The following is a 24,883-nucleotide window of genomic DNA, read 5'->3' as shown; positions in this document are numbered from 1 at the left end:
GGTCGAACTGCAGTCGCGGCTGGCCGCGCGGTAGCGGACTCGGTCTGCCGATCAGCTGCCGAAGATCTTCCCCACGCTGCCGCCGTCGAGAGGAACGCTGCCGCCCTCGAACTTCACGCTGCCGATGCTGGTGCTCGGGGGCTCCCGGTCCGCGTCCAGCGTGACCGGGACTCCGCCGGCGGGCGTGAGCGAGGTCGGTCCGTCGCCGTCGAGGCACGACACGAAGACGGCGTAGGTTCCGTTCGTCAGCCGCTGCGAGACGTAGTCGCCATGGCCCGGACTTCCGAACAGGAGCACGAAGCCGCCCGCGACCCCGTTGCCACTGGCGTCCGCCACCTGGACTGCGCAGCCGGTCAGAGTCGGCGAGCCCACTCCGGAGAGGCTGACGGTGATCACGTTGTCGGCGGCGGTCACGGCGGCGGTGCCCGTGACGACGGCTGAACCGATTGCCGGGTTCGCGAGAAGCGCCAGGGCGGCGAAACCGGCGACGGCGCTCATGCGGGCAATGCTCTTGCGGGATCTCAACACGGGGGTCCATTTCTCGGGGGATGGTTTTCGCGGGACGGTGCGCGGACGCGCATGCCAGCAGCCATCATGCATGCCTCGCGCCACACCATCCGGCCTTCGAGAAATCCGGACCGAATCGTCTAATTGTTCTGTCTAACACAACCATTGATCAGTCGACCGTTCGCAGGCCTCACGACACCCGTCCGCGGCGCGGCGGTCCGACGGGCGGATGATCACGCCGGACGCCGCCGGACCACGCGACAGCGGCGCCCGACGCGGGGTGATCAGCTGCCGAACAGGGAGAGGAAGGACTTCCCATACACAGTGGCCTCCTCGACAGAACCCATCTGCCGGGTGTCCGGGCTGGAGGGGAGGACCATCGCACCGTCTGCATCGACGCAGGTCGCGTTGACGTTGTACGACCAGTCCGTGTTGAGCACCGGCGAGGTGTACGTGCCCGACCCCCCGGTCAGCACCACCTCGCCACGGTGCGAATAGCGTCCCATGAACTCGACCACGTCGACATGGCATCCCACCAGGGTCGGAGAACTGACACCGGTGAGCTCCATCGTGATGGTGCGGTCCGGCAACCACGATGCCTTGGCGTAACCGGTCACCGTTGCAGAACTGAGCCCAGGATTGGCGAGCAAGGCCAGGGCGGCGAATCCGACGACGGAACCGACGCGGGCAATGCTCTTTCGGGATGACTTCACAGAGTGTCCATTTCTCTCCGAGTGGCGTGCTTCCATGGAGCATGAGGAGGCAGGGCAGCTGACATCATGCACGGCTCGCTCGACCGAGGTCGGCTTTCGCGAGAATCGGAGCGAAGTGTCCAGTCTTACTGTCTAACAATAGAGTTCGATGCAACCAGGGCTAACACCTCGACGACAGTGTTCGTTGCCGCCCGACAGCCGTAGTATCAGTGACGTGCCCAGCTCCCAGGCCGAGTCGTCCGCCATTGCGGCGCTGCGCGCGTGCATGGCGGGCGAAGTCGACGACGCCCCCCGCCGCCGGGCCGAGTACTCCTCCGACGCCTCCAACTACCGGGTGGTGCCCGGAGCGGTGGTCTTTCCGCGCACCGACGAGGACGTCGCTGCGACGCTGTCGATCGCGCGCGAGCACGACCTTCCGGTGACCGCTCGCGGCGCCGGAACCTCGGTGGCGGGCAATGCAATCGGTCCGGGCCTCGTACTCGATTTCGGCAGACACCTGAACCGCATCGTCGCACTCGACCCCGACACACGCACGGCGCACGTCCAACCGGGCGTCGTGCTCGGGTCCCTGCAGCGGGCGGCCTCCGCGCACGGCCTCCGCTTCGGGCCGGACCCCTCCACCCAGGACCGCTGCACCCTCGGCGGCATGCTCGGCAACAACGCCTGCGGTCCCCGCGCGGTCGCCTGGGGGCGCACCGCCGACAACGTGCGCGAGGTCCGAATCCTCGACGGCTCCGGGACAGAGCGCACCCTCGCCTCCGGACTCGACGTGGTGCCCGGACTGGACGCGTTCGTCACCGCCAACCTCGCCACCCTGCGCACCGAACTCGGCCGATTCGACCGCCAGGCCTCGGGCTTCGCGCTCGACCGGCTACTCCCCGAACACGGCAGGCAGCTGGCGAAGGCGTTCGTCGGCACCGAGGGTTCCTGCGGCCTGATCCTCGACGCAACCGTCGATCTCGTCCCGATCCCGGCCGCGACCACCCTCGTCGTCCTCGGCTACCCGGACATGCCGACCGCAGCCGACGACGTGCCCGCACTGCTGGCCGCCGCCCCGCTCGCCGTCGAGGGCATCGACGCGCGGCTGGTCGACGTGGTGCGACGCCACAAAGGCGCGGGCGCCGTCCCCGACCTGCCACGCGGCGGGGGCTGGCTGTTCGTCGAGATACCGGCAGACTCCGCCACCGAGGCCGTCGCAGCCGCGACGGAACTGTGCCGGCGTTCGGGCGCGATGGACTACCGAGTCGTGCCCACCGGCCCGGAATCGGCCGCCCTCTGGCGCATCCGGGCGGACGGGGTGGGACTGTCCGGGCGGACCCGCGGCGGCCGACCCGCCTGGCCTGGCTGGGAGGACGCGGCCGTCCCCCAGCATCGACTCGGGAGCTACCTGCGCGCGTTCGAGGACCTCACCCGCGAGCACGACGTCGACGGGCTGCTGTACGGGCACTTCGGCGACGGTTGTGTACACGTGCGCCTCGACTTTCCGTTCGACCGCGCACCGCAGCGCTTCCGCGCGTTCCTCCTGGACGCCGCCGCTCTCGTCGCGAGCCACGGCGGCTCGATGTCGGGCGAGCACGGCGACGGTCGTGCCCGCTCCGAACTGTTGCCGCTGATGTACTCCCCCGACGCACTGTCGTGTTTCGCGGCCTTCAAGGCGCTCTTCGACCCGGACGGCACCCTCAACCCCGGAATCGTCGTCGACCCGGTGCCGCTGGACGCGGATCTGCGGGTCCCCGCCGCCCACCGCGTCCCGTGGGCGGGCGGTCACGCGCTCAGCCACGACGGGGGCGACCTCTCGGTGGCCGTGCACCGGTGCGTCGGCATCGGCAAGTGCCGCGCCGACACCACCTCCGCCGGCGGCTTCATGTGCCCGTCCTACCTGGCGACCCGCGACGAGAAGGACGTCACCCGCGGCCGCGCCCGGGTACTCCAGGAGGTGGTCAACGGATCGCTGATCACCGACGGGTTCCGCTCGTCGGAACTGGCCGAGTCGCTGGACCTGTGTCTGTCCTGCAAGGCCTGCGCCTCGGACTGCCCGGCGGGGGTCGACATGGCGACCTACAAGTCGGAGGCGCTCTACCGGAAGTATCGCGGGCGTGTGCGTCCACTGAGCCACTACACGCTCGGTCGGCTACCCCGGTGGGCCAGGCTGGCCACGCTCGCACCGCGGATCACCAACGCCGCCAGCACCTTCGGCCCGCTACGGCGGTCCGGTCTGCGCCTGGCCGGCCTGGACCCACGACGCGACGTTCCGGCCGTTGCGGCGCAAGGGTTCCGGCAGTGGTGGCGGCAACGCCCGGCAGCGGCCACCCGCGGCGAGTCCGAAGTGCTGCTGTGGATCGACACCTTCACCGACGCCTTCTCGCCCGAGGTGGCCCGGGCAGCCGTGACCGTCCTCGAGCAGGCCGGGTACCAGGTGTTGGTTACCGAGCGACGCGCGTGCTGCGGCCTGACCTGGATCAGTACCGGTCAATTGGACGGCGCCCGAAAGCAACTCACCGCCACTCTCGATCAGTTGCAGCCGCACCTGGAGGCCGGCCGGCGGATCGTGGGACTCGAACCGTCGTGCACGGCGGTCCTGCGTTCGGATCTGCTCGAACTGCTCCCCGACGATCCGCGGTCCAGGCTCACCGCGGCCTCCACGCACACGTTGGCCGAAATTCTCACCGCAACAGTCGGTCCCGACGGGACGCCGTGGTCTCCCCCCAGGCTGGACGGGGTGGATCTGATAGTCCAGCCGCACTGCCATCAGCACGCCGTGCTGGGCTTCGCGGCGGACCGGGCGCTACTCGAGCGTGCCGGCGCGCATATCCGTCAACTCGCCGGATGCTGCGGCCTGGCCGGGAATTTCGGCATGGAACGCGGACACTACGAGATCTCCGTGGCGGTCGCCGAGACCGAGCTGCTGCCCGCACTCGCACAGGCTCCGCCGGGGGCTCTCCTGCTGGCCGACGGCTTCTCCTGCCGCACCCAGGCGGCGCAGCTCGCGGGCCGTGACAGCGTGCATCTGGCGCAACTGCTCGCGAACGGATAGTCCCGCCGGGGTGACCGATCGACGACCCGACCGAAGTTGCTGGCTATTGTCTGAGGACACGTCCCGGACCCGGGACGCCGATAGTAAGGGGAAGTCTCCGTGCTGGATTCGATCTGGGATCTGCTGTGGTACACGCTCGTCGTCTTCGCATTCGTCGCCTACCTGCTGATCCTCTTCCAGATCCTCACCGACCTGTTCCGCGATCACGCGATGTCGGCCGTCGCCCGCATCCTGTGGATCATCGGCCTGATCCTGTTGCCGTATGTGACGGCATTCGTCTACCTGCTCACCCGTGGACGCGGGATCGCCGAGCGCAACCGGGCATCCAACCTCGAAGCGAAGCAGGCCGCCGACGCCTACATCCGCGAGGTCGCGGGCCAGTCCGGGGCCGGCCAGATCGCCGACGCCAAGGCCCTGCTCGACGCCGGAACCATTTCCCAGGCCGAGTTCGATCAGCTGAAGGCCAAGGCGCTGGCCTGATCCGGTGCGCAACGGCTCGCCGGTCCGGTGAGCGCGGGAATTCCCGTTGCGGGCACATAGCCCGCGGCGGGCCGGACGCCCAATAGTGATCCGGCCCGCCGTCGGCGCTGTTAGCGTCGATCGAGAGTGATCACTCCACTGAGCGGCAGCACGCCGGGTTTGGAGGACGGATCGTGCTGATCGGACGCAGGGCAGGCTTGCGCAGCCCGACTCCCCACCGTCTGCATCGCCGCCGGGCGCTACCGGTCGTGCTCGCCACCGTTCTCGCGACAATGGTCGCCGCATGTTCGGGGGCGACGACGAACGACGCGGTCGGTTCGTCGACCGCCGCAGGGCCCGAGCGCGGGCAGATCGAGACCATTGCCCGGGACGCGATGTCGAAGTACAACCTGAAGTCGCTGATCGTGCGGGTGACCACCGACGGGCAGGACACCTACACCGGCGCGCTGGGCGAATCGATGACCGGCGTCCCCGCCACGACCGACATGCAGGTGCGCAACGGCTTCGTCGCCTACACCTACCTCACGACGATGCTGCTCCAGTTCGTCGACCAGAAGAAGATCGACATGGACGACCCGCTCTCGAAGTACCTGCCGGACCTTCCCCAGGCGAGTGCCGTGACGATCAAGATGCTCGCGAACTCCACGTCCGGGTACGCCGACTACGTGTACCAGCCCGCGGTCACCGACGGCATCTACCTGAACCCGTTCCGCCAGTGGACGACCGACGAACTGATCACGATCGGCACGTCCGCCCCGCCGACATTTCCGCCCGGAACGAACTGGGCCTACGCCCACACCAACTACGCGATCCTCGGCAAGGTACTGGCGAAGGTCGGCGGCAAGCCGCTGGGCGAGTTGATGAGCGAGTACATATTCGGGCCGATGGGGCTGCGGAACACCCACGGTTCCGACACCCCACAGATTCCCGAACCGGTGCTCCACACCTTCAGCTCCGAACGCCGCACCACGCTCGGCGTCCCACCCGACAAGCCGTTCTACGAGGAGTCGACCTTCTGGAATCCGTCCTGGACCACGCCCGAGGGCGCATCGCAGACAAGCGATGTCACCGACCTCACCACCTCGATCCAGGCGGTCGGGGAGGGCACGCTGCTCTCCCCGGAGTCGCACCGCGCGCAGGTCGATCCGAACCTGGTCGGCTTCGGCCACAAGGCACCCGACTGCGCCGCCTGCGCCGAGAACACCTCCGAGCACTCGTTCGGGCTGGCGGTCGTGCTGCAGGGTCCGTGGATCACCGGAAACAAGATGTACGCCGGCAGCGGGGCGATCGTCGGGTACCTGCCGGCGAGCAAACTCGCGATCGCCGTCGTCACCAGCTACCAGCCCGCCGGGTTCGACGACCAGGGCGACGTCGAGGACGCCGGAGCGGCGATCCTGTCGACGCTGAGCAAGGCCCTGGCGCCGGACAGCCCGATCCCGGGCTGAGCAGCGGTCCGCTCAGTCCACCTCCGGCGCCCACTGGACACCGTTGATGTGTCCACCGCCGTCGACGAAGAGCGTGTTGCCGGTGACGTAGCGCGAGTCGCCGCTCGCCAGGAACACAGCTACCGGGCCGATGTCGTCGAGCGGATCGCCGATCCGGCGCATCGGGTTGGCCTCGGCCATCGACGCCGCCATCTGCGGGTTGGCCTCCTTCACCCGCCGATACGCCTCGCTCTGCGCACCTGGGCAGATCACGTTGCAGCACACCTGCTTCGGGGCCCACTCACGCGCCGCCGTACGGGTGAGCGACCGCAGCGCCTCCTTGGCGGCGTTGTAGTGCACCGAGTACATGTGCGCGTTCACACCGTTGAGCGAGCAGAGGTTGATCACCCTTCCGGTGCCCCGCTTCGCCAGCTCGGGCAGAGCCCGCTGCATAGCCCAGAACGCGGCCATCACGGCCATGTCGAATCCGCCGCGCAACTGCTCGTCCGTCATGCTTTCGAACCGAGCGAATCCCGTACTGCGCCAAGCATTGTTGACGAGGATGTCGAGGCGGCCGAACCGGTCCACCGCACCGTCGACCATGTCATGCACCTGCTCCTTGTCGGTGATGTCGGTCTGCAGGAACTCGGCATTGACACCCCACTCCTCCCGCAGCCACCGAGCGGTCGATTCACCTGCAGCCCGGTCGATCTCGGCCACCAGCACGTTCGCACCCTCACGCGCGAATGCGCCCGCGACGCCCCGACCGATGCCCATTCCGGCGCCGGTGACGATCGCAACCCTCTCGTCGAGCTTTCCCATGGTGAATCCTCTCCAGACAGGACTGAAGGGTCCCTTCACACGCGGACCCCGCACCAAGGGACCCTTCGGCCGGGCAGACGGCTACCGCGGGCGCGGCACCGCCGCATCGATGAACAGGCCCTCCACCGACACGCACACCTCTCCGGCGGCGTTCTTGATGTCGCCGACGGTGTGAATCTTGCGTCCCTCCACCGACACCTGCTTGCCGGTGATCGTCAGCGGCTCGAACAGCGGGGTCGGCTTGTGGTACCGAACGTTGAGCTGTGCGGTCATGCCGGCCTTGCCACCCCACGCGTTCGCGACCCCGAGCACATGGTCGAGGATCAGCGACGAGACGCCGCCGTGCACGCACCCGGGCGGCCCCTGGTACGGCAGCGTCAGCGTGACCACGCCCTGCACCGAGCCGTCCTCGAGACCCTCGAGGACGAGCGGCGGTGCGATAGCGTTCTCCGGACCGGTGATCGGGTCGTGCCGGGTGACGCCCTCACCGCTCCACATGTCGATCATCCGCTCGGCCACCTCGGGGGCGTGCTCCTCGAGATGGTCGGCGATGCTGTTCAGTTCCTCGGCCACACGGTCGAGGTTCGCGTTGCTGCGGTCGGTTCGCAGCATCGCGTCGATCACGCGACGGGCAGCCGCGGTCGCGCGGTCCACCGGCGCGTCCTGCGGCGCGGACGTCAACACCGTGCGATGCGGATGGGTGTGGGCAGTCGGGTGGTCACCGAGTTTCAAGAGCGAACCTCCATGCTCGCGTGGGTCAGCACCGGCTGACCGTCACGCTCTGGACACGTCGCAAGCAGCGTCAGCCGGTCCCCGTCCTGCCAGACGGAGGTCTCGATCGTCTCACCCGGGTAGATCGACCCCGCGAACCGCACCGAGAAGTTACCCACCCGTGCCGGATCGCCGCCGAGCATGCCGTCGACGACGGCCTTGCACACCACTCCGTACGACGCCAGGCCGTGCAGGATCGGCCGGTCGAACCCGGCCGCCTGCGCGAACGAGGGGTCCGCATGCAGCGGGTTCATGTCCCCGCTGAGGCGGTACACGAGCGCCTGCTGGGCGCCGGTCGGTGAGACCAGGACCTTGTCGGCTTCCCGCTCGGGAACCGAACCGGTGAGATCCGGTCCGGCGTCGCCGCCGAAACCGCCCTCGCCGCGCGCCCAGATCTGCATCCCGGTGGTCCACAACGGGTTTCCGTCGAGGTCCGTCGCGGACTGCTCGAGCACGATGACCGCGGCCTTGCCCTTGTCCCACACGTCGGCGACGCGCGAGGAGATCCGCGCGGATCCGGTGGTCGGGATGGGCGCGTGCAGGGTCAGCGATTGCCCGCCGTGCAGAATCCTGCGCAGATCGATGTCAATGCCGGGCAGGTTCATCCCGGCCGGCCTCAGGGCACCCGCCGAGACGCCCTGGCCCGCCACCATCGCGAACGTGGGCAGGACCCGCAGGCCCTTCTCGTACGCCCAGACGAGCTCCGCCGGGTCCAGCGAGTTCACTCCCGCCCCGAGACCGAGGTGGTACAGCAGGACATCACGCTCGGTCCAATTGGCCTCGCGCACGGTCGGTTCGGCTGCCAGTGCGGCATTGACATCGATCATCGGTTACGACTCCTGGAAAAGGGTGCCGGCCTGGTAGAGCGTGACGACGCACGCACCGCCCAGACCGAGATTGTGCTGGAGGCCGACGCGAGCTCCGTCGACCTGGCGGGCATCGGCCTTGCCACGCAGTTGCCACGTCAGTTCGGCGCACTGCGCCAGACCGGTGGCACCGAGCGGGTGGCCCTTCGAGATCAGGCCGCCGGACGGGTTGACGACCCACTGGCCGCCGTACGTGGTGGCACCGGACTCGACGAGCTTGCCGCCCTCGCCCGGACCACACAGGCCCAGGCCCTCGTACGTGATGATCTCGTTGATCGCGAAGCAGTCGTGCAACTCGATTACGTCGACGTCCTCGATCGTCAGGCCCGACTCGGCGAACACCTGCTCGGCGGCAGCCTTTGTCATCGGAGCACCGACGACGTCGATCATCGACTTGTCCGCGAACGCCTCCGCAGTGTCGGTGGTGAGGGCCTGCGCGACGATCTCGATCGCCTGGTCCTCGAGGCCGTGCTCGCGCACGAACCGCTCGCTGACGACGACCGCGGCGCCCGCACCGTCGGAGGTGGGCGAGCACTGCGAGCGGGTGAGCGGCGCGTGGATCATCTTGTCGTCCAGCACCTGCGCCAGCGTGTATTCGTCGCGGAATTGCGCGTACGGGTTGTTCACCGAGTGCTTGTGGTTCTTGACCGCGACGGCTGCGATCTGCTCGGCGGTGGTGCCGTAGCGCTCCATGTGCTCGAGGGCTGCATTGCCGAACAGCTGTGCCGTCATGGGGCCGTGGCCCCATTCGTGCTTGGCCGTCATGATCTTCAGGTGGTTGTCGAGCGTGGTGACCTTCGGCAGCGTGCCGTCGCCGACGAGCGACTTCTTGGTCATCTTCTCGAAGCCCACCGCGAGGGCGACGTCGACGATGCCGCCCTGCACCCACTCGCGCGCCATCATGAGCGCATTGGAACCGGTGGCGCAGTTGTTGTGGACGTTGACGATCGGGATGCCGGTCAGCCCCGTCTCGTACAGCGCCCGCTGGCCGCCGCACGACGGCTGGAAGACGTAGCCGACCGCGGCGCGCTGCACCTGGTCGTAGGAGATCCCGGCGTCGGCGAGGGCGGCGCCCACCGCCTCGGACACCATGTCGGGGTACTCCCAGTCGCGGGACTCGATCTTCTCGAACTTGGTCATGCCCACGCCGACGACGAAGGTGCGATTGCTCATGTGAGAGGTCACTTTCCGGGTTCAGGATCGCGCGGCAGACCGAGGATCCGCTCGCCGATGATGTTCAACTGCACATTGGTCGTACCACCTGCGATGGACATGCACTGTGAGTTCAGGAACATCTGGGTGGCAGACCGGCGATGCTGCTCGCCGAGCAGTGAGCGCGGACCTGCCCAGTCCATGGCGACCTCCCACACCTGCTGGATGTGCTCGACACCGAGCAGCTTGGCGATCGAGGACTCGGCACCGGGCTGCACGCCGGTGAGCGAACGAAGCGTCGTGCGCAGGCCCATCAGTCCCCCGGACTGCGCGTCGCACAACACCTTTCCGAGGACGGTGAGCTGCTCGTCGTCCAGGCCGCCGGGGATCTCGGACGCCAGGCCGAGCAGGGCTTCGCCGCCGGAACCGAGGGAGGAGTCGTGGGAGAGCGAAACGCGCTCGTTGGCGAGCGTGGTGCGGGCCAGCTTCCAGCCGTCGCCGGGCTCGCCGACCAGGCACTCGTCCGGGACGAAGACATCGTCGAAGAACACCTCGTTGAACAGGGCCTCGCCGGTGATCTCGCGCAGCGGTCGGATGTCGAGCCCGCTGCCGCGGATGTCGATCAGGAAGTACGACAGGCCCTTGTGCTTGGGCACGTCGCCGTCGGTCCGCGCCAGGCAGATGCCCCAGTCCGCCTCGCGCGCCATCGAGGTCCACACCTTCTGGCCGTTCAGCTTCCAGCCGCCCTCGACCTTGGTGGCCTTCGTGGACAGACCCGCGAGGTCGGAGCCCGCGCCGGGCTCGGAGAACAGCTGGCACCACACCAAGTCGCCGCGCAGCGACTGCGGGACGAACCGTTCGATCTGCTCGGCGTTGCCGTGCGCGATCAGGGTGGGTACCACCCAGTTGCCGATGATCATGTCGTGCGGCTCCAGCTTCGACGCCCGCAGTTCCTCGGCGATGACCAGCTGCGTCACGGCATCCGCGCCCTTGCCCCACGGTGCCGGCAGATGGGATGAGGTGTAACCCTTCTCGGCCAGATACGCCTTCTGCTCCGCGCCCGCCATCGACGCGGCTGGGATCAGCTCGGCGCGCACATCGGCACGGATCTGCTCAGCTTCCGGCGGCAGGTCGACGCTCAGGACGCGGCGCACGCCCTCGAGCGTGAGGTTCGCGACCCGACGCTTCCAGGACGCCGTGGAACCCAGCAGGATTCGCAGCGACTGCGCGCGACGCAGGTACAGGTGGGCGTCGTGCTCCCACGTGAAACCGATGCCGCCGAGGACCTGGATGCAGTCCTTGGTGACCTGGAACGCCGATTCGAGCGCCACCGACCCGGCAACCGCGGCCGCGAGCGACGCCTCGTCCGCGCTCACGTCCTCGCCCATCGCGCGCGCGGCGTCCCACGCGGTGACCCGGGCCTGCTCGGTGAGGCTGAACATGCGGGCGGCCTTGTGCTTGACGCCCTGGTACTGGCCGATCACGCGACCGAACTGCTGACGCACGCGGGCGTAGTCGGCCGCCGTGGTGGTGGCCCAGTCCGCGAGACCGGCCGACTCGGCAGCGAACAAGGTCGCGGCGATGTCCAGGACGCGCTGCGAATCCAGCCCCAGCACGTCCCCGTCCGCCAGCTCGAGACCGTCGACGGTGACCTCGGCGTTGCGGCGAACCACGTCATGGCTCGGCAGCTCGTCGACATCGAGCCGATCCCGGTCGACCACTACGAACGCGAGCTGTCCAGCGTCGTCGGCGGCGAGGAGGAACACGTCGCCCACCTGGCCGCCGAGGATGTGGCTGGATGTTCCGGACAGCGTGACCTTGCCGCCGCCGCGGACGATCTTCAGGCCGCCGGGCAGCAGCGAGACCGCACCGAGCACCGTGCCGTCCGCCAGTCCGGGCAGCGTCGCTGTGCGACCGGCCTCGTGGAGAACGGTCGAGACTACAGCGGTCGGCAGGAACGGTCCGGGAACCATCGCCCGGCCGAGCTCCTCGGTGACGATGGCCAGCTCGACGATGCCGTAGCCGGCGCCTCCCACCTCCTCGGGAAGGTGCAGACCCAGCATCCCGAGCTCGGCGAGCGAGCCCCAGTAGGTCGGGCGCACCTCGGCCTTGGACTCGACGGCCGCGCGGATCACGGCCGGGGTCGCGTGGCGGGCCGCCCAGCCGCGCACGGAGTCGCGAAGCTCGCGGTCCTCGTCGCTCAATCCAATAGTCATGAACAGTCCTCAGAAGTAGATGGAATTCTATGTCAGATGCGCTCGATGATCGTGGCGGTCGAGAGTGCGCCACCGGCACACATGGTGATGAGCGCGGTCGAGCGGTCGGAGCGCTCGAGTTCGTGCAGCGCGCTGGTGATCAGCCGCGATCCGGTGGACCCGACCGGGTGGCCGAGCGCGATCGCGCCACCGTTGACGTTGACCTTGCTCATGTCGGCCTCGAGCACCTGCGCCCACGACAGCACGACCGAGGCGAACGCCTCGTTGATCTCGACGAGGTCGATGTCCGCCAGCGACATGCCGGTGCGGCCGAGCACGGCCCGCGTGGACTCGATCGGACCGTCGAGGTGGTAGTACGGGTCGGACCCGACCAGGGTGGACGCGAGGATCCGAGCGCGCGGGCGCAGGCCGGCCTCGCGGGCCTTCTCCTCGCTCATCAGGAGCACCGCGGCGGCGCCGTCGCTGACCTGCGAGGAGTTGCCCGCGGTGTGGATGCCGCCCTCGACCACCGGCTTCAGGCCCGCCAGCCCCTCGGCGGTGGTCTCGCGCAGGCCGCCGTCGCGGGTCACGGTCGCGATGTCGCCGGTGGGCTCGCCTTCCTTGGTGACGACCGGCGCCTGCACCGGCACGATCTCGCGGTCGAACCGCCCCTCGGCCCATGCCTGCGCGGCCCGGCGCTGCGACTCGAGGCCGAGGGCGTCGACGTCACCGCGCTTGATGCCGCGTTTGGCTGCGATCCGCTCGGCGGAGGTGAACTGGTCGCCCATGTCGATGGTCCAGTCGTCCGGGTAAGGGTTGCCGGTGCCGGGCGCGTTGGCCTGGCCGAGAAATACCCGGCTCATCACCTCGACACCACAGCCGATACCGGCGTCGATCTGTCCGGAGGCGATCAGCCCGGCGACCATGTGCACGGCCTGCTGCGAGGAGCCGCACGCGCAGTCGATCGTGGTTGCGGCGGTCGAGAACGGCAGCCCGGCGTGCAGCCAGGCCTGGCGGGTGACGTTGTTGGACTGCTCGCCGGCCTGGGTGACGGCACCGCCGACGAGCTGACCGACCTCGTCGGCGGGCAGTCCGGTGCGATCGAGGACGGCCTTCTGGGCGGCACCGAGCAGGACCGCGGGGTGCACCCCGGCCAGCTGGCCGCGGCGACGGCCGATCGGCGTCCGTGCGGCCTCGACGATGACGACGTTGCTCATGCTCACTCCCCTGACGAATACGGTTTCTGAAACGTATTCTATTTTCGCGCGGGGTGCGATCAGCCGCCCGTCCCACCCAGCGGGAGCGGTGCGACGATCAGCCCGGCGAAGCGGGGCAGCCGAGGGGAGGTTCGGTCAGACCGGCGTGCCCGACAGGTCGGCGAGCAGCAGATCGCAGGCGACGCGCAGGTCGGACTCGATCTCCGGGATCGAGGTGCGGCTGTTGAGCGCGGACTGGATCAGCCCGAACCACAACGCCACCACCAGCCGGAGCACCGTCACGTCGCGGAGCGTCGGCTCCTCGATGCCGGCCGCGTCCAGCAAGAGCTTGTCGAACTGCTGGTCGATCTTCGCGACGTCGGGGATCGTCGCCGCGTTGGACGTCGCGGCGGACTGGATCATCGCGGTTGCCAGCAGCGGGCTCCGCAGCAACGCACGAGCGGCCTGCAGCAACGCGTCGTACACGGCGTCCGCCGGCGATGTCGACCTGCGTGACCGCCGGGACAGCTGGTCACCCATGCGCTGGATCTGGTCGACCATGACCGCGACGAACAGGTGGGTCTTCGACGGGAAGTAGCGGTACAGGGTTCCGATGGCGACACCGGCGAGCTTCGCGACCTCCTGCATCTGGACTCGCTCGAGTTCCTTCTCCGCACCCAGGTGCGCGGCGACCTTCAAGATCCGGCCGTAGCGTGCGCGCTGTTCCACCGAACTCGGCTCGGCCGCGTCGCGTACCTCGGCAAGTCTCGGCATCTTCGGTCCCCCACTTCTTCTACTTCGATCGAACTGAGCCTAAATTCTGGCATCCGCCGATGTCCGCCGGAGACCAGTTCCGGTCAGTGAGAGCGAAGCGTGACCGCCACCCCCCGGCGCAGCGGCGACACGCCACTCACCGCGCCGGCCCCCGGCCCGACCAGGTCCAGGCGTATCCGTGGTCCTCGCAGGCCAGCGCGCCTTCGCCGAGGCCGAGCGGGCGGAAGGTGTCGACCATGACGGCGAGTTCGTCGAAGAACTCGACGCCGATGCTGCGCTCGTAGGCGCCCGGCTGGGGTCCGTGCGCGCACCCGCCGGGGTGGACCGACACCGAGCCGGGGCCGATACCGGACCCCTTGCGCGCCTCGTAGTCGCCGGCGACGTAGAAGATGACCTCGTCCGAGTCGACATTGGAGTGGTAGTACGGAACCGGGATCGACAACCGGTGGTAGTCCACCTTGCGCGGCACGAAGTTGCAGACCACGAAGCCGGCACCCTCGAACACCTGGTGGGCCGGCGGCGGCTGATGCACGCGGCCGGTGATCGGCTCGAAGTCGGCGATGTTGAAGGTGTACGGATACAGGCAGCCGTCCCAGCCGACCACGTCGAAGGGATGCTGCTGGTACACCATTCGGGTGCCGACCACCCCGGCTTCGGTGCGGTGCCGCACCAGGACCTCCACCTCGGGTTCGGCGGCCGCGAGGAGGTCGTCGGGACCGTGCAGGTCTCGCTCGCAGTACGGGGCGTGCTCGAGCAGCTGCCCGTACCGGGACAGGTACCGCTTCGGCGGAGCGATGTGCCCGGTGGCCTCGATCACGAACGCGCGCAACGGTTCCGAACCGGCCGGGATCCACAGGTGCGTCGTGGACATCGGGATCAGCACATAGTCCCCCGCCCTCGCCTCGAGCGGACCGAAGACGGTCTCGATCCGGGCCTCGCCGGACTCGAGATAGACCAGCTCGTCTCCGATCGCGTTGCGGTACAGCGGCGATTCCTCCGCGGCCACCACATAGGACAGTCGGACGTCGGCGTTGCCGAGCAGCAGCCTGCGACCGGTGACCGCATCCGTCCGGACGTCGTCGTGCGGGAGGTCGTGCAGGCGCAGGTGCCGGGGGACCAGCGGATGGTTGGGGGCGAGCGTCTGATCCGGCAGGTCCCAGACCGTCGCGTCCACGATCGCGGTCGGGATGTGCCGGTGGTAGAGCAGCGACGAGTCGGAACTGAACCCCTCCTCCCCCATCAGCTCCTCGTAGTAGAGCCGGCCGTCCTCGTCGCGGTGCTGCGTGTGCCGTTTCGGCGGGACGCTGCCCACTCGCCGATAGAAGGTCATCGCCCACCTCCGGTGTCGGTGCTGCCCTCATTGAACGCCGGTTCGCGGCGTGTCGGGAAGACCGGCGGGGTTTCGGAAACCCCGACCGAGGGGAATACTCGCCAGTAGGTTCTTCGATCGTCCTTCCAGGAGGCGGATCATGGTTGCACCGGCCCAGGTCACGGAGGAACAGGCGCGAGCGGTTGCCGAAGAGGCCCGCGAGAGCGGCTGGGACAAGCCCTCCTTCGCCAAGGAACTCTTCCTCGGCCGATTCCGGCTCGACCTGGTCCACCCCTTCCCCCGGCCCGCCCCGGACGAGGCGGCCAAGACCGCCGCGTTCCTGGCGAGGCTCGAGCGGTACTGCGCGAGCCTCGACGGCGCGGTGATCGAGCGGGACTCCCGCATTCCGGACGAGTACGTCGCGGGATTGACCGAACTCGGCTGCTTCGGCCTCAAGGTGCCGCCGCAGTACGGCGGGCTCGGCCTGTCCCAGGTCGCGTACAACCGCGCGCTGATGCTGGTGTCGTCGGTGCATCCGAGTGTCGGCGCGCTGCTGTCCGCCCACCAGTCCATCGGGGTACCGGAACCGCTCAAGCTGGCGGGCACGCCAGCCCAGAAGGAGAAGTTCCTGCCGCGCTGCGCCAAGGGCGCCATCTCGGCGTTTCTGCTCACCGAGCCGGACGTCGGGTCGGACCCGGCGCGAATGGCCTCGACCGCGACACCCGTCGAGGACGGCGCCGCCTACGAACTCGACGGCGTCAAGCTGTGGACCACGAACGGCGTCGTCGCCGAACTGCTCGTGGTGATGGCGCGGGTGCCGCGCAGCGAGGGTCACCGCGGCGGAATCTCCGCCTTCGTGGTGGAGGCGGACTCCCCCGGCATCACCGTCGAGCGACGCAACAGCTTCATGGGCCTGCGCGGAATCGAGAACGGTGTCACCCGGATGCATCAGGTCCGGGTGCCGGCCGAGAACCTGATCGGCCGTGAGGGCGACGGCCTCAAGATCGCGCTGACCACCCTCAACGCGGGTCGACTCGCGATTCCCGCGATGTGCACGGCCGCGGGCAAGTGGGCGTTGAAGATCGCCCGCGAGTGGTCGGCCGAGCGCGTCCAGTGGGGCAAGCCCGTCGGACATCACGGCGCGGTCGCCGCGAAGATCTCGTTCGTCGCCGCGACCACGTTCGCGTTGGAGTCGGTCCTGGAACTGTCCGGGCAGATGGCCGACGAGGGCCGCAACGACATTCGCATCGAGGCGGCGCTCGCAAAACTGTGGGCCAGCGAGATGGCCTGCCAGATCGCGGACGAGCTGGTCCAGATCCGCGGCGGCCGCGGCTACGAGACCGCCGCCTCACTGGCCGCGCGCGGTGAGCGGGCGGTGCCGGTCGAGCAGCTGCTGCGGGACCTCCGGATCAACCGGATCTTCGAGGGGTCGAGCGAGATCATGCGGCTGCTCGTGGCCCGCGAGGCGGTCGACGCACACCTGTCGGCGGCCGGCGACCTCGCCGACCCCAGGTCGGACCTGCAGCACAAGGCCAAGGCCGCCCTCGGCGCCAGCGGCTTCTACGCCAAGTGGCTTCCGCATCTCGTCGCGGGCAAGGGCCAGCTTCCCCACTCGTTCGACGAGTTCGGCTCGCTCGCAACGCATCTGCGCTTCGTCGAGCGCAACTCCCGCAAACTCGCCCGGTCCACCTTCTACGGCATGGCCCGCTGGCAAGCCGGGATGGAGAAGCACCAGGTGTTCCTGGGCCGAATCGTGGACATCGGTGCCGAGCTGTTCGCGATGTCGGCCAGCTGCGTGCGCGCGGCGATGCAGCGCGCCGAGGGGGAATCCGGAGTCGCGCCGGCGGGCACGGGCGCCGCATCGTACGAGTTGGCCGATGCCTTCTGCCTCCAGTCGCGGCTGCGGATCGACCGGCTCTTCGCGGCCCTCTGGGACAACTCGGACGAGGTCGACCACACCCTCACCGAGGCGGTGCTCGACGGTCGCTACACCTGGCTCGAGGCCGGGGTGATCGACCCGAGCGAGGGCACCGGGCCGTGGATCGCGCAGTGGTCGCCGGGGCAGTCGGCGGAGCCGAACCTTGCCCGACGGTTCGCCGCTGCGCCGACCGCAGACGTCGCGGAGGCGGGCCCGCCGACGTGATGCCGGGCCGACCTGGCGCCTCGGCACCGGGTCAGACCATGTTGTCCTCGATCGGCAGGCCGAACGCCCCGCGCCCGTACAGGGCGAGGGCGCGCTCCGTCTCGTTGGCGACGTGCACCCCGCCCGCGTGCGCGTCCCGCCAGGCCCGCTCGATCGGGTTGCCGCGGTCGAGGGACTGACCGCCCGCCGTCTTGAACAGCTTGTCGATGGCGTCGAGCGCGCGTTCGGTACCGAGCACCTGGTCGCGGCGCGCCCGCAGTCGAAGCTGCATCGGAATCTCCCGGCCCGACGCCGCCGCAGCCATCAGGGCACGCAGGTTGCGATCCATCTGCAGGATGGACGCGTCGATCTCCGACGACGCCCGGCCGACCGTCACCTGCGCGAACTGGTCGTCGGCGAATCTGCCGCCGCCCAGGCTCAGCCGGACCCGGTCCCGCATCGAGGCCAGGTAGGTCTCGTAGCAACCGGACACCACACCGAGCACCGGCGCCGCGATCGCGAAGGTGAACACCGTCGCGAACGGAATCCGGTACAGCGGACCGGTGTTCACGGCCTGACCCGGGCCGCGCAGCTGCGAGAACTCGAAATTGCGCATGACGCGGTGATCGGGCACGAAGGCGCGTTCGACGACGATCTCATTGCTTCCGGTGCCGCGCAGGCCGACGGAGTCCCAGACGTCGCGGATCTCGAAGTCCGAGCGGGGCACCAGCATGGTGGTGGTGTCGAGGCGCTTCCCGTCGTCGGCCACGAGCATGCCGCCGAGCAGCGCCCATCCGGCGTGGTCGACACCGGAGGAGAACCGCCACGCCCCCGAGACCTCGTATCCACCCGTGACGCGCGTCATCGTCCCGAGCGGCGCGTACGACGAACTGATCAGGGTGTCGGGATCCGGGCCCCACACCTCCGCTTGCGCCCGATCGTCGAAGAGGGCGACGTGCCAGGGGTGTACGCCCAGCACCGACGCGACCCACCCGGTGGACCCGCAGGCTCCGGAGATCGCCCGCACGGCCTCGTAGAAGCGGACGGGGTCTGTTTCGGTGCCGCCGTGGCGCGCGGGCTGGAGCATCCGGAAGACGCCGGCATCGGTCAGCGCCCGGATCGTCTCCGCCGGCACCCGGCGGGCCTCCTCGGTTTCCCGTGCCCGCTTCGCGACGGCGGGGAGCAGCTCCAACACCCGCTCGAGATCCTGGTTCTCCATGCGTCCGATGCTAGTTGCGGCGCAGTGGCAGGTCGACGACGGATGTGGCTGGTCAGCCGGTCCCGGCCAGTGAGATCGACGAAGTTTCCGGCGAACCGGGCTCACTAGCTTCGGGAGAACTGATCATCACAGCCGTCGCCGCCGCGGGTGGCGTCGTTCGAAGGGATGGATGAACCGTGACCAGCACGCAGTCCGCAGACGAAGAAGTTCGCGTGATCGATGCCGGCGCCGCACCGGAGAGGTTCGCGCGCGGATGGCACTGCCTCGGCCTCGCCGCGGACTTCCGCGACGGCAAGCCCCACGGTATCGAGGCGTTCGGCACCAAGCTGGTGGTGTTCGAGGACAGCGAGGGCAAGCTGAACACCCTCGACTCGTACTGCCGGCACATGGGCGGCGACCTGAGCCAGGGCACCGTCAAGGGCGACTCGGTCGCCTGCCCGTTCCACGACTGGCGCTGGGGCGGCAAGGGCAAGTGCACCGCCATCCCGTACGCGCGGCGCGTCCCCCCGCTGGCCCGTACCCGCGCCTGGACCACCCTGGAGCAGGATGGGCTGCTGTTCGTGTGGAACGACCCGGAGGGCAACCCTCCGCCGGCCGACGTGACGATTCCGCTGATGCACGAGCCGGGCACGGAGTGGACCGACTGGGTCTGGAACTCCATCGTCATCGACACCAACTGCCGCGAGATCGTGGACAATGTGGTCGACATGGCGCACTTCTTCTACGTGCACTTCTCGTTCCCCACCCGGTTCAAGAACATCTTCGAAGGCCACACCGCCATTCAGTACTTCGAGGGTCTGGCCCGTGAGGACATCCGGCCGCCGTCGAACGACCCGACGCAGCCGAAACTGCTCGGCAGCGACTCGACGGCCGCGTACCACGGCCCGTCCTTCATGATCGACGAGCTGATCTACCGCTACGACTCGTTCGACGTCGAGTCGATCCTGATCAACTGCCACTACCCGATCACGCCCGACAAGTTCGTGCTGATGTACGGCGTGATGGTCAAGAAGACCGACCAGCTCCCGGCTCGCGAGGCGGAGTCCATGGCCAAGGGCATGACCCACTTCATCGCCACCGGCTTCGAGCAGGACGTCGCGATCTGGCGGAACAAGACCCGGATCGAGAACCCCCTGCTCTGCGAAGAGGACGGGCCGGTCTATCAGCTCCGCCGCTGGTACGAGCAGTTCTACGTGGACGTCGCGGACATCGACCCGGCGATGACCGATCGGTTCGAGTTCGAGATGGACACCACCAAGGCCAACGAGGCGTGGCGCCGGGAGGTCGACGCGAACATCGCCGCGAAGGCCGCCGTTGCCGCCGCCGTACAGCCGGCCTGACATGCAGCCCGTCGACTGCACCCGATGCGGGAACCGGGTCCTGGTGGAGAAGAACAGCTACCACCACACCTCGATCCAGTGGACGGTGGACTCCGAGTCCTCGTGTGCCGAGTTCCGGGAGGGCACGCCCTCCCGTGCCCGGACCGTGGACGTGAGAGTCTGTGGTGCGCTGCAGGATTCGATCACCCAGGCCGTACTCGAGGGACGCGTCGACGTCCCCGACAACTAGCAGACCCGTCAAGGAGAGAAATGATCGACAAGGACCAGTACGGACCCTGGGCCGTCATCGCGGGCGGATCCGAGGGCGTCGGATCCGCCTTCGCGGACGAGCTCGCCGCTGCCGGGCTGAACCTCGTGCTGATCGCGCGCAAGCCGGGCCCGCTCGAGGAGACCGCCGAGAAGGTCCGTGCCCGCGGCGTCGAGGTCCGGACCCTGTCGCTCGACCTGCTCGTGCCCGATGCACTCGACCGGATCCGCAAGGTCACCGACGACGTCGAGGTGGGCCTGCTCATCTTCAACGCCGGCGCCAACTCGTACGGGCACGAGTTCGTGACGAGCGACCTGGAGAGGGTGCAGGGCGTGATCGACCTGAACGTCACCTCGCAGCTGCACCTGTCACACCACTTCGGCGCGAAAATGAAGGACCGCGGCCGGGGCGGCATCATGCTGCTCGGCTCGATGTCCGGCTACATGGGCGCCGAGCAGCAGAGCATCTACTCGGCATCGAAGGCCTTCAGCCGCGTGTTCGCAGAAGGACTGTGGCTCGAGCTGAAGCCGTTCGGCGTCCACGTGCTCGAGCTGGTGCTCGGCGTCACCCGCACCCCGGCGATGTCCCGGGCCGGGCTGAACTTCGACGTTCCGGGCATGCTGGTCGCGGAGCCCGAGGACGTCGCACGCGAGGGCCTCGAGCATCTCGCCGAGGGTCCGGTGTGGGTCGCGGGCGGCAACTACCCCGCCGTCGTCAAGCGCGCCGGGTTCCCGCGCGACAAGCTGGTTCAGGCCGCCGCAGACGGACTCCGGAAGCTCATGGGCCGCGCGTAGCTCGGTACGGCCGTGGTCGGAACCGAGTGGGTCGCGACCACGGCCGCGTCGCTATCGACCCGAGCCGTACGGCCGCGTGATGATCTCGAGATAGTGCCCGGCCGGGTCGAGGAAGTAGGTCCCCCGGCCGCCGTCGTTCGTGTTGATCCCGTGCGCCGACTGCCGCGGGTCGGCCCAGTGCTCCATGCCGATCTCGCAGATTCGCCCGTAGATGCTGTCGAAGTCGTCCTCGGAGACGAGGAACGCGTAGTGCTGCGGTTGGACCTCGAGATGCGGCGGGGGCTCAGCGAAGTCCAGGGTGACTCCGTTGTCGAGCTGGACGGCGAGGAAGTGACCTGCCGGAACCGGGTCCGGGAGCCCGAAGAGCCAGGTGAAGAAGTACGCCGAATGCTGCTTGTCCTTCGCAGCGACGATGGTGTGGTTGAACGAGATGGTCAAGGAAAACCCCTTGCGGTCCGACGCCTCCATGCCTGACGCAGTCCGTCATCGGCACGCGACGCTGTTCCCAGAACTACCGTTTCGCGGCCGGGTTCGCAAGTGGCGGCCTCCGGTTGCCATGCCGGTTACCCACCCTTATGTCCGGTTCCGGTGTACTTTCAGTTCGCTCTGTTCACGAAATGGGGGGGACCGACCGATGCACGATGCCTACTCGCGACGACGGGCGCGGCGGCGCGGTTTCCGGGCCGGTGTCGTCGGCATTGCGCTCGCCTCGCTCATCACCCTGCCGACCGGCGGTGTGGCGACGGCCGCACCCGACGCCGGCAGCTCCGGCAGCGCGAGCGGGAGTCTGGCCACCGGCAGCGGAGGCGCCAGTTCCGACGGGGGCAGTGTCAGCGCCGGATCGACCATCCCGGGTCCGCTGCAGAACGAGCATCCGCCGCTGCCCGCGCTCCGCGACGACATCACCACCGCGGCCATCGTCGGCGAACAGCACAAGTCCGAGCAGTTCATCCGCTTCACGGTGGCCTCACCCGCACTGCGTCGCGAGGTCGGGGTGGAAGTTCTTCTGCCGAAGGACAACTCCGCGCCCCGGCCGTCGATCTACGCGCTCGAGGGCGTCGACGCCGGGGAGGACTCCAGCGGTTGGGTCTGCTGCGGCGGCGCTCAGCAGTTCTTCGCGGACAAGAACGTCAACGTCGTGATGATCAACGGCGGCGTGTCCGGCATGTACACCGACTGGGACCGGATCGATCCGGGTGTCGGCCTGCACAAGTGGGAAACGTTCGTCACCCGGGAACTACCACCCCTGCTGGACGCGCGCCTGAAGACCAACGGCGTCAAGTCGCTGCTGGGCGCCTCGATGGGGGCGCAGGGCGCGATGATGCTCGCGCACCGGCACCCCGAGATGTTCCGCGGCATCGCGGTGTTCAGCGGCTGCTACTCCACCACGGACGACGTGGGGCGGCTCAGCGTGCAGGCGACGGTGTCGTCGAGGGGTGGCGACCCGGCCAACCTCTGGGGTTCGGTCGGCGGACCCGGCTGGGCCGCGCACGACTCGCTCCGTAACGCGGAAGCGCTGCGCGGCAAGGACATCTATGTCTCGGTGGCATCGGGGCTTCCCGGCCGCTACGAGACACCGGGCATGCCCGACTACGCCGACCGGGTGCTGGTGGGAGGATCCATCGAGGCCGCGGCGAACGCCTGCACCCACAGATTCCAGTCCCGACTCGGGGCCCTTGGCATTCCGGCCACGTTCGACTTCGAATCGCGGGGTACCCATGCCTGGGTGTACTGGGTGGACCAGCTGCCCAAGGCCTGGCCGACCCTCGAGCGCTCGCTCGGGCTCGCCTGACGCACCGGATCCACCGGACCGCCGGTCGGTGGGCTACCGGTAGTCGGGATTCGCGAAGTCCGGACGGCACCCCGCGTCCCACAGCGACCTCTGGTTCGCGAAAGCCGGAATTCCCCCGGCGCGCTTGATCATCGACGCCACATGCATGAGGTTGTAGGTCATGAAGGTGGTGTTGCGGTTGGTGAAGTCGTTCTCCGGCCCGCCGGACCCCTCGTCCAGATAGGACGGGCCCGGGCCCGCCTCACCGATCCATCCGGCGTCGGCCTGCGGCGGAATGGTGTACCCCAGGTGCTGCAGGCTGTAGAGGACGTTCATCGCGCAGTGCTTGACGCCGTCTTCGTTGCCGGTGATCAGGCACCCCCCGACCCGCCCGTAGAAGGCGTACTGCCCCTTGTCGTTGAGGATCGACGAGCAACCGTAGAGCCGCTCGATCACCCGCTTCATCACGGAACTGTTGTCGCCGAGCCAGATCGGGCCCGCCAGTACCAGGATGTCGGCCGCGAGGATGCGCTCGAACAGTCTCGGCCACTCGTCGGTGGGCCAACCGTGCTCGGTCATGTCCGGGTACACCCCGGTCGCGATGTCGTGATCGACCGCACGGATCTGGTCGACCGCCACCCCGGCTTCCCGCATCAGCCCGACGCTGCGGTCGATCAGCCCCTGCGTATTACTGCGCTCCGGCGAGCGTTTCAGCGTGCAGTTCACGTACACCGCGAGCAGCCCGTCGAAACGGGGCTCCTCGTCCGGCATCGACGGACTGGACATCAGACTCCTCCCGAACGGTGGATCCTGACAGTCCACGATATGCGAGCGGACCGCGTGTGAGTAGGCCCCGGCAAAATGCGGAACGCGGCGGCCGCATCGTGTGCGACCGCCGCGTTCGGCTTTTGCTCGATCCCGGCGGGGCTACGCCTTCGGGGTGAAAGCCGCGAGGGGCTCGCTGCCGGACCAGTCGTGTCCCCAGTAGCTGTCCGCGGTGATCTCCTCCGCGGTGAAGTGGCTCTCGTCGACGAGCATGCCCTCGGTGCCGAACTCGAGATCCCAGCCGCCGGGTGCGCGGACGTAGAACGAGACCATCTTGTCGTTCGTGTGCCGGCCCAGGGTCGAGGAGATCGAGAACCCGAGCTTGTTCACGCGGTCGAGCGCCTGACCGACGGCGTCGAGGGTGTCGACCTCCATCATCAGGTGCACCATTCCCGGTGCCTCGGTGGGCGGCGCCGGGCAGATCGCCAGGCTGTGGTGCCGCTGGTTGACGCCGAGGAACCGCACCCGGCGGGCGGGGCCGGGGGCGTCCGGTCCGCCGAGCCGGATCGCACCGCGGGGCAGGAATCCGAGCACCTCGGTGTAGAAGTCGTAGGTCTCCTGGAAGAACGGTGTCGGGAGCACCACGTGCCCGAGACCCGAGCCGCCGGTGACGAATCGACCGCCGTGCGGGGTCACCACCGGACTGTGGTCGAGCACCGGCCCGAAGAACACCTCGACGGTCGTGCCGGCGGGATCGACGAACGTGATCGCCCGCTCGACGCTGCGGTGGTCCGCCTCCTCCTGGGAGAGCTCACGGACCTCGACGCCCGCCTTCTCGAGCTGCTCGCGCACGGCCCGCAGCCCGAACTGGTCGCGCACCTCCCAGCCGACGGCCAGCACCTTGTCCACCGGACCCGGCAGGACCTTCAGCCGCGAGCGTCGCTCGTCGATCCGCAGGTACAGACCGTCCGCCTCCGGACCGGAGCCGACCGCCATACCGAGACCGTCGACCACCAGCTCGCGCCAGCGCGCGACGTCCTGCGTCTGGACCTCGAGATATCCGAGTGACCGGATGTCAGACATGTTCTCCATCAACCCCTTTAGATCATCGAGCGGTGGATGCCCTGCGGCTCACCACCGAGCTGCGTCAGTGCCGACGAGTGGAAGATCGAGCCGGGCACGTGAATGGCATGGACGATGCCGGCGTGCGCGTCCCGGAAGAAACGCTGCATCGGAAACTTGTAGTGCAGGGCCCCGCCACCGGACCGCGCGAAGATCTCGTCCACCGCCCGCACCGCCCGCCACGCCGCGGCGGTCTGGGTGCGACGGCCGATCGCCCGCTCCTCGAAGGAGATCTCCTGACCCTTCTCGGTCTTGTCCCA

General features: G+C 68.7%; 22 protein-coding genes and 1 pseudogene. 8 read left to right on the top strand and 15 right to left on the bottom strand.

What is annotated here, in order from left to right; translation table 11 throughout:
* Positions 1-51 precede the first annotated feature (51 nt).
* Both ACFXGJ_RS15910 and ACFXGJ_RS15905 read right to left on the bottom strand, forming a co-directional pair.
* Entirely contained in the window at positions 52-498 is a 447-nt protein-coding gene (locus ACFXGJ_RS15910; RefSeq protein ID WP_378621618.1) for a hypothetical protein, read from the bottom strand.
* Positions 499-791: 293 nt separating this feature from the next.
* Positions 792-1,220 carry a hypothetical protein gene (locus tag ACFXGJ_RS15905; RefSeq protein ID WP_378621616.1) on the bottom strand — a complete coding sequence of 143 codons (429 nt, stop codon included), beginning with the start codon at positions 1,218-1,220 and terminating at the stop codon, positions 792-794.
* A gap of 265 nt (positions 1,221-1,485) precedes the next feature.
* Here ACFXGJ_RS15905 and ACFXGJ_RS15900 point away from each other — a divergent pair, with 265 nt between their 5' ends.
* The 3 genes from ACFXGJ_RS15900 (at position 1,486) to ACFXGJ_RS15890 (ending at position 6,179) form a co-directional block, all read left to right on the top strand.
* A complete protein-coding gene (locus tag ACFXGJ_RS15900; protein ID WP_378621620.1) occupies positions 1,486-4,254 on the top strand; it encodes an FAD-binding and (Fe-S)-binding domain-containing protein in 2,769 nt (922 codons plus the stop codon).
* 99 nt (positions 4,255-4,353) lie between these two features.
* Positions 4,354-4,734, top strand: a complete 381-nt coding sequence (locus ACFXGJ_RS15895; RefSeq protein ID WP_378621614.1) for an SHOCT domain-containing protein — start codon at positions 4,354-4,356, stop codon at positions 4,732-4,734.
* A 173-nt stretch (positions 4,735-4,907) separates the two neighbouring features.
* Positions 4,908-6,179, top strand: a complete 1,272-nt coding sequence (locus ACFXGJ_RS15890; protein ID WP_378621612.1) for a serine hydrolase domain-containing protein — start codon at positions 4,908-4,910, stop codon at positions 6,177-6,179.
* 12 nt (positions 6,180-6,191) lie between these two features.
* Here ACFXGJ_RS15890 and ACFXGJ_RS15885 read toward each other — a convergent pair whose 3' ends face one another.
* From ACFXGJ_RS15885 to ACFXGJ_RS15850, 8 genes are all read right to left on the bottom strand, one after another.
* Positions 6,192-6,980 carry an SDR family NAD(P)-dependent oxidoreductase gene (locus ACFXGJ_RS15885; protein WP_378621609.1) on the bottom strand — a complete coding sequence of 263 codons (789 nt, stop codon included), beginning with the start codon at positions 6,978-6,980 and terminating at the stop codon, positions 6,192-6,194.
* Between the two features lie 81 nt (positions 6,981-7,061).
* Positions 7,062-7,712: a PaaI family thioesterase gene (locus ACFXGJ_RS15880; RefSeq protein ID WP_378621607.1), complete on the bottom strand. Its 651-nt coding sequence runs from the start codon at positions 7,710-7,712 to the stop codon at positions 7,062-7,064.
* Complete coding sequence (locus ACFXGJ_RS15875) at positions 7,709-8,578, bottom strand: MaoC/PaaZ C-terminal domain-containing protein (protein ID WP_378621604.1); 870 nt, start codon at positions 8,576-8,578, stop codon at positions 7,709-7,711. Before ACFXGJ_RS15875 ends, ACFXGJ_RS15880 begins: the two co-directional genes overlap by 4 nt.
* Positions 8,579-8,581: 3 nt before the next feature.
* Entirely contained in the window at positions 8,582-9,790 is a 1,209-nt protein-coding gene (locus ACFXGJ_RS15870) for a lipid-transfer protein (protein ID WP_378621602.1), read from the bottom strand.
* Positions 9,791-9,798: 8 nt separating this feature from the next.
* Complete coding sequence (locus ACFXGJ_RS15865; protein ID WP_378621600.1) at positions 9,799-11,985, bottom strand: acyl-CoA dehydrogenase; 2,187 nt, start codon at positions 11,983-11,985, stop codon at positions 9,799-9,801.
* A gap of 32 nt (positions 11,986-12,017) precedes the next feature.
* Positions 12,018-13,181 (bottom strand): steroid 3-ketoacyl-CoA thiolase, encoded by a 1,164-nt coding sequence (locus ACFXGJ_RS15860; protein ID WP_378621598.1) that lies wholly within the window; start codon positions 13,179-13,181, stop codon positions 12,018-12,020.
* Positions 13,182-13,316: 135 nt separating this feature from the next.
* The gene (locus ACFXGJ_RS15855) at positions 13,317-13,934 is read right to left on the bottom strand and encodes a TetR family transcriptional regulator (protein WP_378621596.1); all 618 of its coding nucleotides are present in this window, start codon (positions 13,932-13,934) and stop codon (positions 13,317-13,319) included.
* Between the two features lie 136 nt (positions 13,935-14,070).
* Entirely contained in the window at positions 14,071-15,264 is a 1,194-nt protein-coding gene (locus ACFXGJ_RS15850) for a homogentisate 1,2-dioxygenase (protein WP_378621594.1), read from the bottom strand.
* A gap of 139 nt (positions 15,265-15,403) precedes the next feature.
* Here ACFXGJ_RS15850 and ACFXGJ_RS15845 point away from each other — a divergent pair, with 139 nt between their 5' ends.
* Positions 15,404-17,386, top strand: a complete 1,983-nt coding sequence (locus ACFXGJ_RS15845; protein ID WP_378621592.1) for an acyl-CoA dehydrogenase family protein — start codon at positions 15,404-15,406, stop codon at positions 17,384-17,386.
* 31 nt (positions 17,387-17,417) lie between these two features.
* On the opposite strand, the gene hsaA is transcribed toward ACFXGJ_RS15845, so the two are convergent.
* The gene (gene hsaA / locus ACFXGJ_RS15840) at positions 17,418-18,584 is read right to left on the bottom strand and encodes a 3-hydroxy-9,10-secoandrosta-1,3,5(10)-triene-9,17-dione monooxygenase oxygenase subunit (protein ID WP_378621590.1); all 1,167 of its coding nucleotides are present in this window, start codon (positions 18,582-18,584) and stop codon (positions 17,418-17,420) included.
* Positions 18,585-18,760: 176 nt separating this feature from the next.
* On the opposite strand from hsaA, the gene ACFXGJ_RS15835 reads away from it, so the two are divergent.
* The 3 genes from ACFXGJ_RS15835 to ACFXGJ_RS15825 are packed head-to-tail and all read left to right on the top strand — an operon-like array spanning position 18,761 to position 20,965.
* Positions 18,761-19,924 (top strand): Rieske 2Fe-2S domain-containing protein, encoded by a 1,164-nt coding sequence (locus ACFXGJ_RS15835; protein ID WP_378621588.1) that lies wholly within the window; start codon positions 18,761-18,763, stop codon positions 19,922-19,924.
* 1 nt (position 19,925) lies between these two features.
* The gene (locus ACFXGJ_RS15830) at positions 19,926-20,153 is read left to right on the top strand and encodes a hypothetical protein (protein ID WP_378621586.1); all 228 of its coding nucleotides are present in this window, start codon (positions 19,926-19,928) and stop codon (positions 20,151-20,153) included.
* A gap of 20 nt (positions 20,154-20,173) precedes the next feature.
* Positions 20,174-20,965, top strand: a complete 792-nt coding sequence (locus ACFXGJ_RS15825) for an SDR family NAD(P)-dependent oxidoreductase (protein ID WP_378621584.1) — start codon at positions 20,174-20,176, stop codon at positions 20,963-20,965.
* 51 nt (positions 20,966-21,016) lie between these two features.
* Here ACFXGJ_RS15825 and ACFXGJ_RS15820 read toward each other — a convergent pair whose 3' ends face one another.
* On the bottom strand, positions 21,017-21,433 hold the full coding sequence (locus ACFXGJ_RS15820; RefSeq protein WP_378621582.1) for a VOC family protein: 417 nt from the start codon (positions 21,431-21,433) through the stop codon (positions 21,017-21,019).
* 166 nt (positions 21,434-21,599) lie between these two features.
* Between ACFXGJ_RS15820 and ACFXGJ_RS15815 the strand changes: the two genes are divergently transcribed.
* The gene (locus tag ACFXGJ_RS15815; protein WP_378621577.1) at positions 21,600-22,757 is read left to right on the top strand and encodes an alpha/beta hydrolase; all 1,158 of its coding nucleotides are present in this window, start codon (positions 21,600-21,602) and stop codon (positions 22,755-22,757) included.
* 33 nt (positions 22,758-22,790) lie between these two features.
* On the opposite strand, the gene ACFXGJ_RS15810 is transcribed toward ACFXGJ_RS15815, so the two are convergent.
* The 3 genes and pseudogenes from ACFXGJ_RS15810 to ACFXGJ_RS15800 all read right to left on the bottom strand — a co-directional run.
* Entirely contained in the window at positions 22,791-23,522 is a 732-nt protein-coding gene (locus tag ACFXGJ_RS15810) for a flavodoxin family protein (RefSeq protein ID WP_378621575.1), read from the bottom strand.
* Between the two features lie 141 nt (positions 23,523-23,663).
* A complete protein-coding gene (gene bphC / locus ACFXGJ_RS15805; protein WP_378621573.1) occupies positions 23,664-24,584 on the bottom strand; it encodes a biphenyl-2,3-diol 1,2-dioxygenase in 921 nt (306 codons plus the stop codon).
* 17 nt (positions 24,585-24,601) lie between these two features.
* Positions 24,602-24,883: pseudogene (locus ACFXGJ_RS15800) on the bottom strand (hydroxylase); the annotation flags it as partial.

This window comes from Rhodococcus sp. NPDC059234, assembly GCF_042754225.1.
Taxonomy (GTDB): Bacteria; Actinomycetota; Actinomycetes; order Mycobacteriales; family Mycobacteriaceae; genus Rhodococcus_G.
Note: the sequence above shows the minus strand (reverse complement) of the source record. Positions and strands in the feature narration are given on the sequence as shown.

What these genes read in the sequence shown, in the direction of transcription:
- ACFXGJ_RS15910 (WP_378621618.1), bottom strand. Translation starts at nt 498, where the DNA reads ATGAGCGCCGTCGCCGGTTTCGCCGCCCTGGCGCTTCTCGCGAACCCG.
- ACFXGJ_RS15900 (WP_378621620.1), top strand. Translation starts at nt 1,486, where the DNA reads ATGGCGGGCGAAGTCGACGACGCCCCCCGCCGCCGGGCCGAGTACTCC.
- ACFXGJ_RS15885 (WP_378621609.1), bottom strand. Translation starts at nt 6,980, where the DNA reads ATGGGAAAGCTCGACGAGAGGGTTGCGATCGTCACCGGCGCCGGAATG.
- ACFXGJ_RS15875 (WP_378621604.1), bottom strand. Translation starts at nt 8,578, where the DNA reads ATGATCGATGTCAATGCCGCACTGGCAGCCGAACCGACCGTGCGCGAG.
- ACFXGJ_RS15870 (WP_378621602.1), bottom strand. Translation starts at nt 9,790, where the DNA reads ATGAGCAATCGCACCTTCGTCGTCGGCGTGGGCATGACCAAGTTCGAG.
- ACFXGJ_RS15865 (WP_378621600.1), bottom strand. Translation starts at nt 11,985, where the DNA reads ATGACTATTGGATTGAGCGACGAGGACCGCGAGCTTCGCGACTCCGTG.
- ACFXGJ_RS15860 (WP_378621598.1), bottom strand. Translation starts at nt 13,181, where the DNA reads ATGAGCAACGTCGTCATCGTCGAGGCCGCACGGACGCCGATCGGCCGT.
- ACFXGJ_RS15855 (WP_378621596.1), bottom strand. Translation starts at nt 13,934, where the DNA reads ATGCCGAGACTTGCCGAGGTACGCGACGCGGCCGAGCCGAGTTCGGTG.
- ACFXGJ_RS15850 (WP_378621594.1), bottom strand. Translation starts at nt 15,264, where the DNA reads ATGACCTTCTATCGGCGAGTGGGCAGCGTCCCGCCGAAACGGCACACG.
- ACFXGJ_RS15845 (WP_378621592.1), top strand. Translation starts at nt 15,404, where the DNA reads ATGGTTGCACCGGCCCAGGTCACGGAGGAACAGGCGCGAGCGGTTGCC.
- hsaA (WP_378621590.1), bottom strand. Translation starts at nt 18,584, where the DNA reads ATGGAGAACCAGGATCTCGAGCGGGTGTTGGAGCTGCTCCCCGCCGTC.
- ACFXGJ_RS15830 (WP_378621586.1), top strand. Translation starts at nt 19,926, where the DNA reads ATGCAGCCCGTCGACTGCACCCGATGCGGGAACCGGGTCCTGGTGGAG.
- ACFXGJ_RS15825 (WP_378621584.1), top strand. Translation starts at nt 20,174, where the DNA reads ATGATCGACAAGGACCAGTACGGACCCTGGGCCGTCATCGCGGGCGGA.
- ACFXGJ_RS15820 (WP_378621582.1), bottom strand. Translation starts at nt 21,433, where the DNA reads ATGGAGGCGTCGGACCGCAAGGGGTTTTCCTTGACCATCTCGTTCAAC.
- ACFXGJ_RS15815 (WP_378621577.1), top strand. Translation starts at nt 21,600, where the DNA reads ATGCACGATGCCTACTCGCGACGACGGGCGCGGCGGCGCGGTTTCCGG.
- ACFXGJ_RS15810 (WP_378621575.1), bottom strand. Translation starts at nt 23,522, where the DNA reads ATGTCCAGTCCGTCGATGCCGGACGAGGAGCCCCGTTTCGACGGGCTG.
- bphC (WP_378621573.1), bottom strand. Translation starts at nt 24,584, where the DNA reads ATGTCTGACATCCGGTCACTCGGATATCTCGAGGTCCAGACGCAGGAC.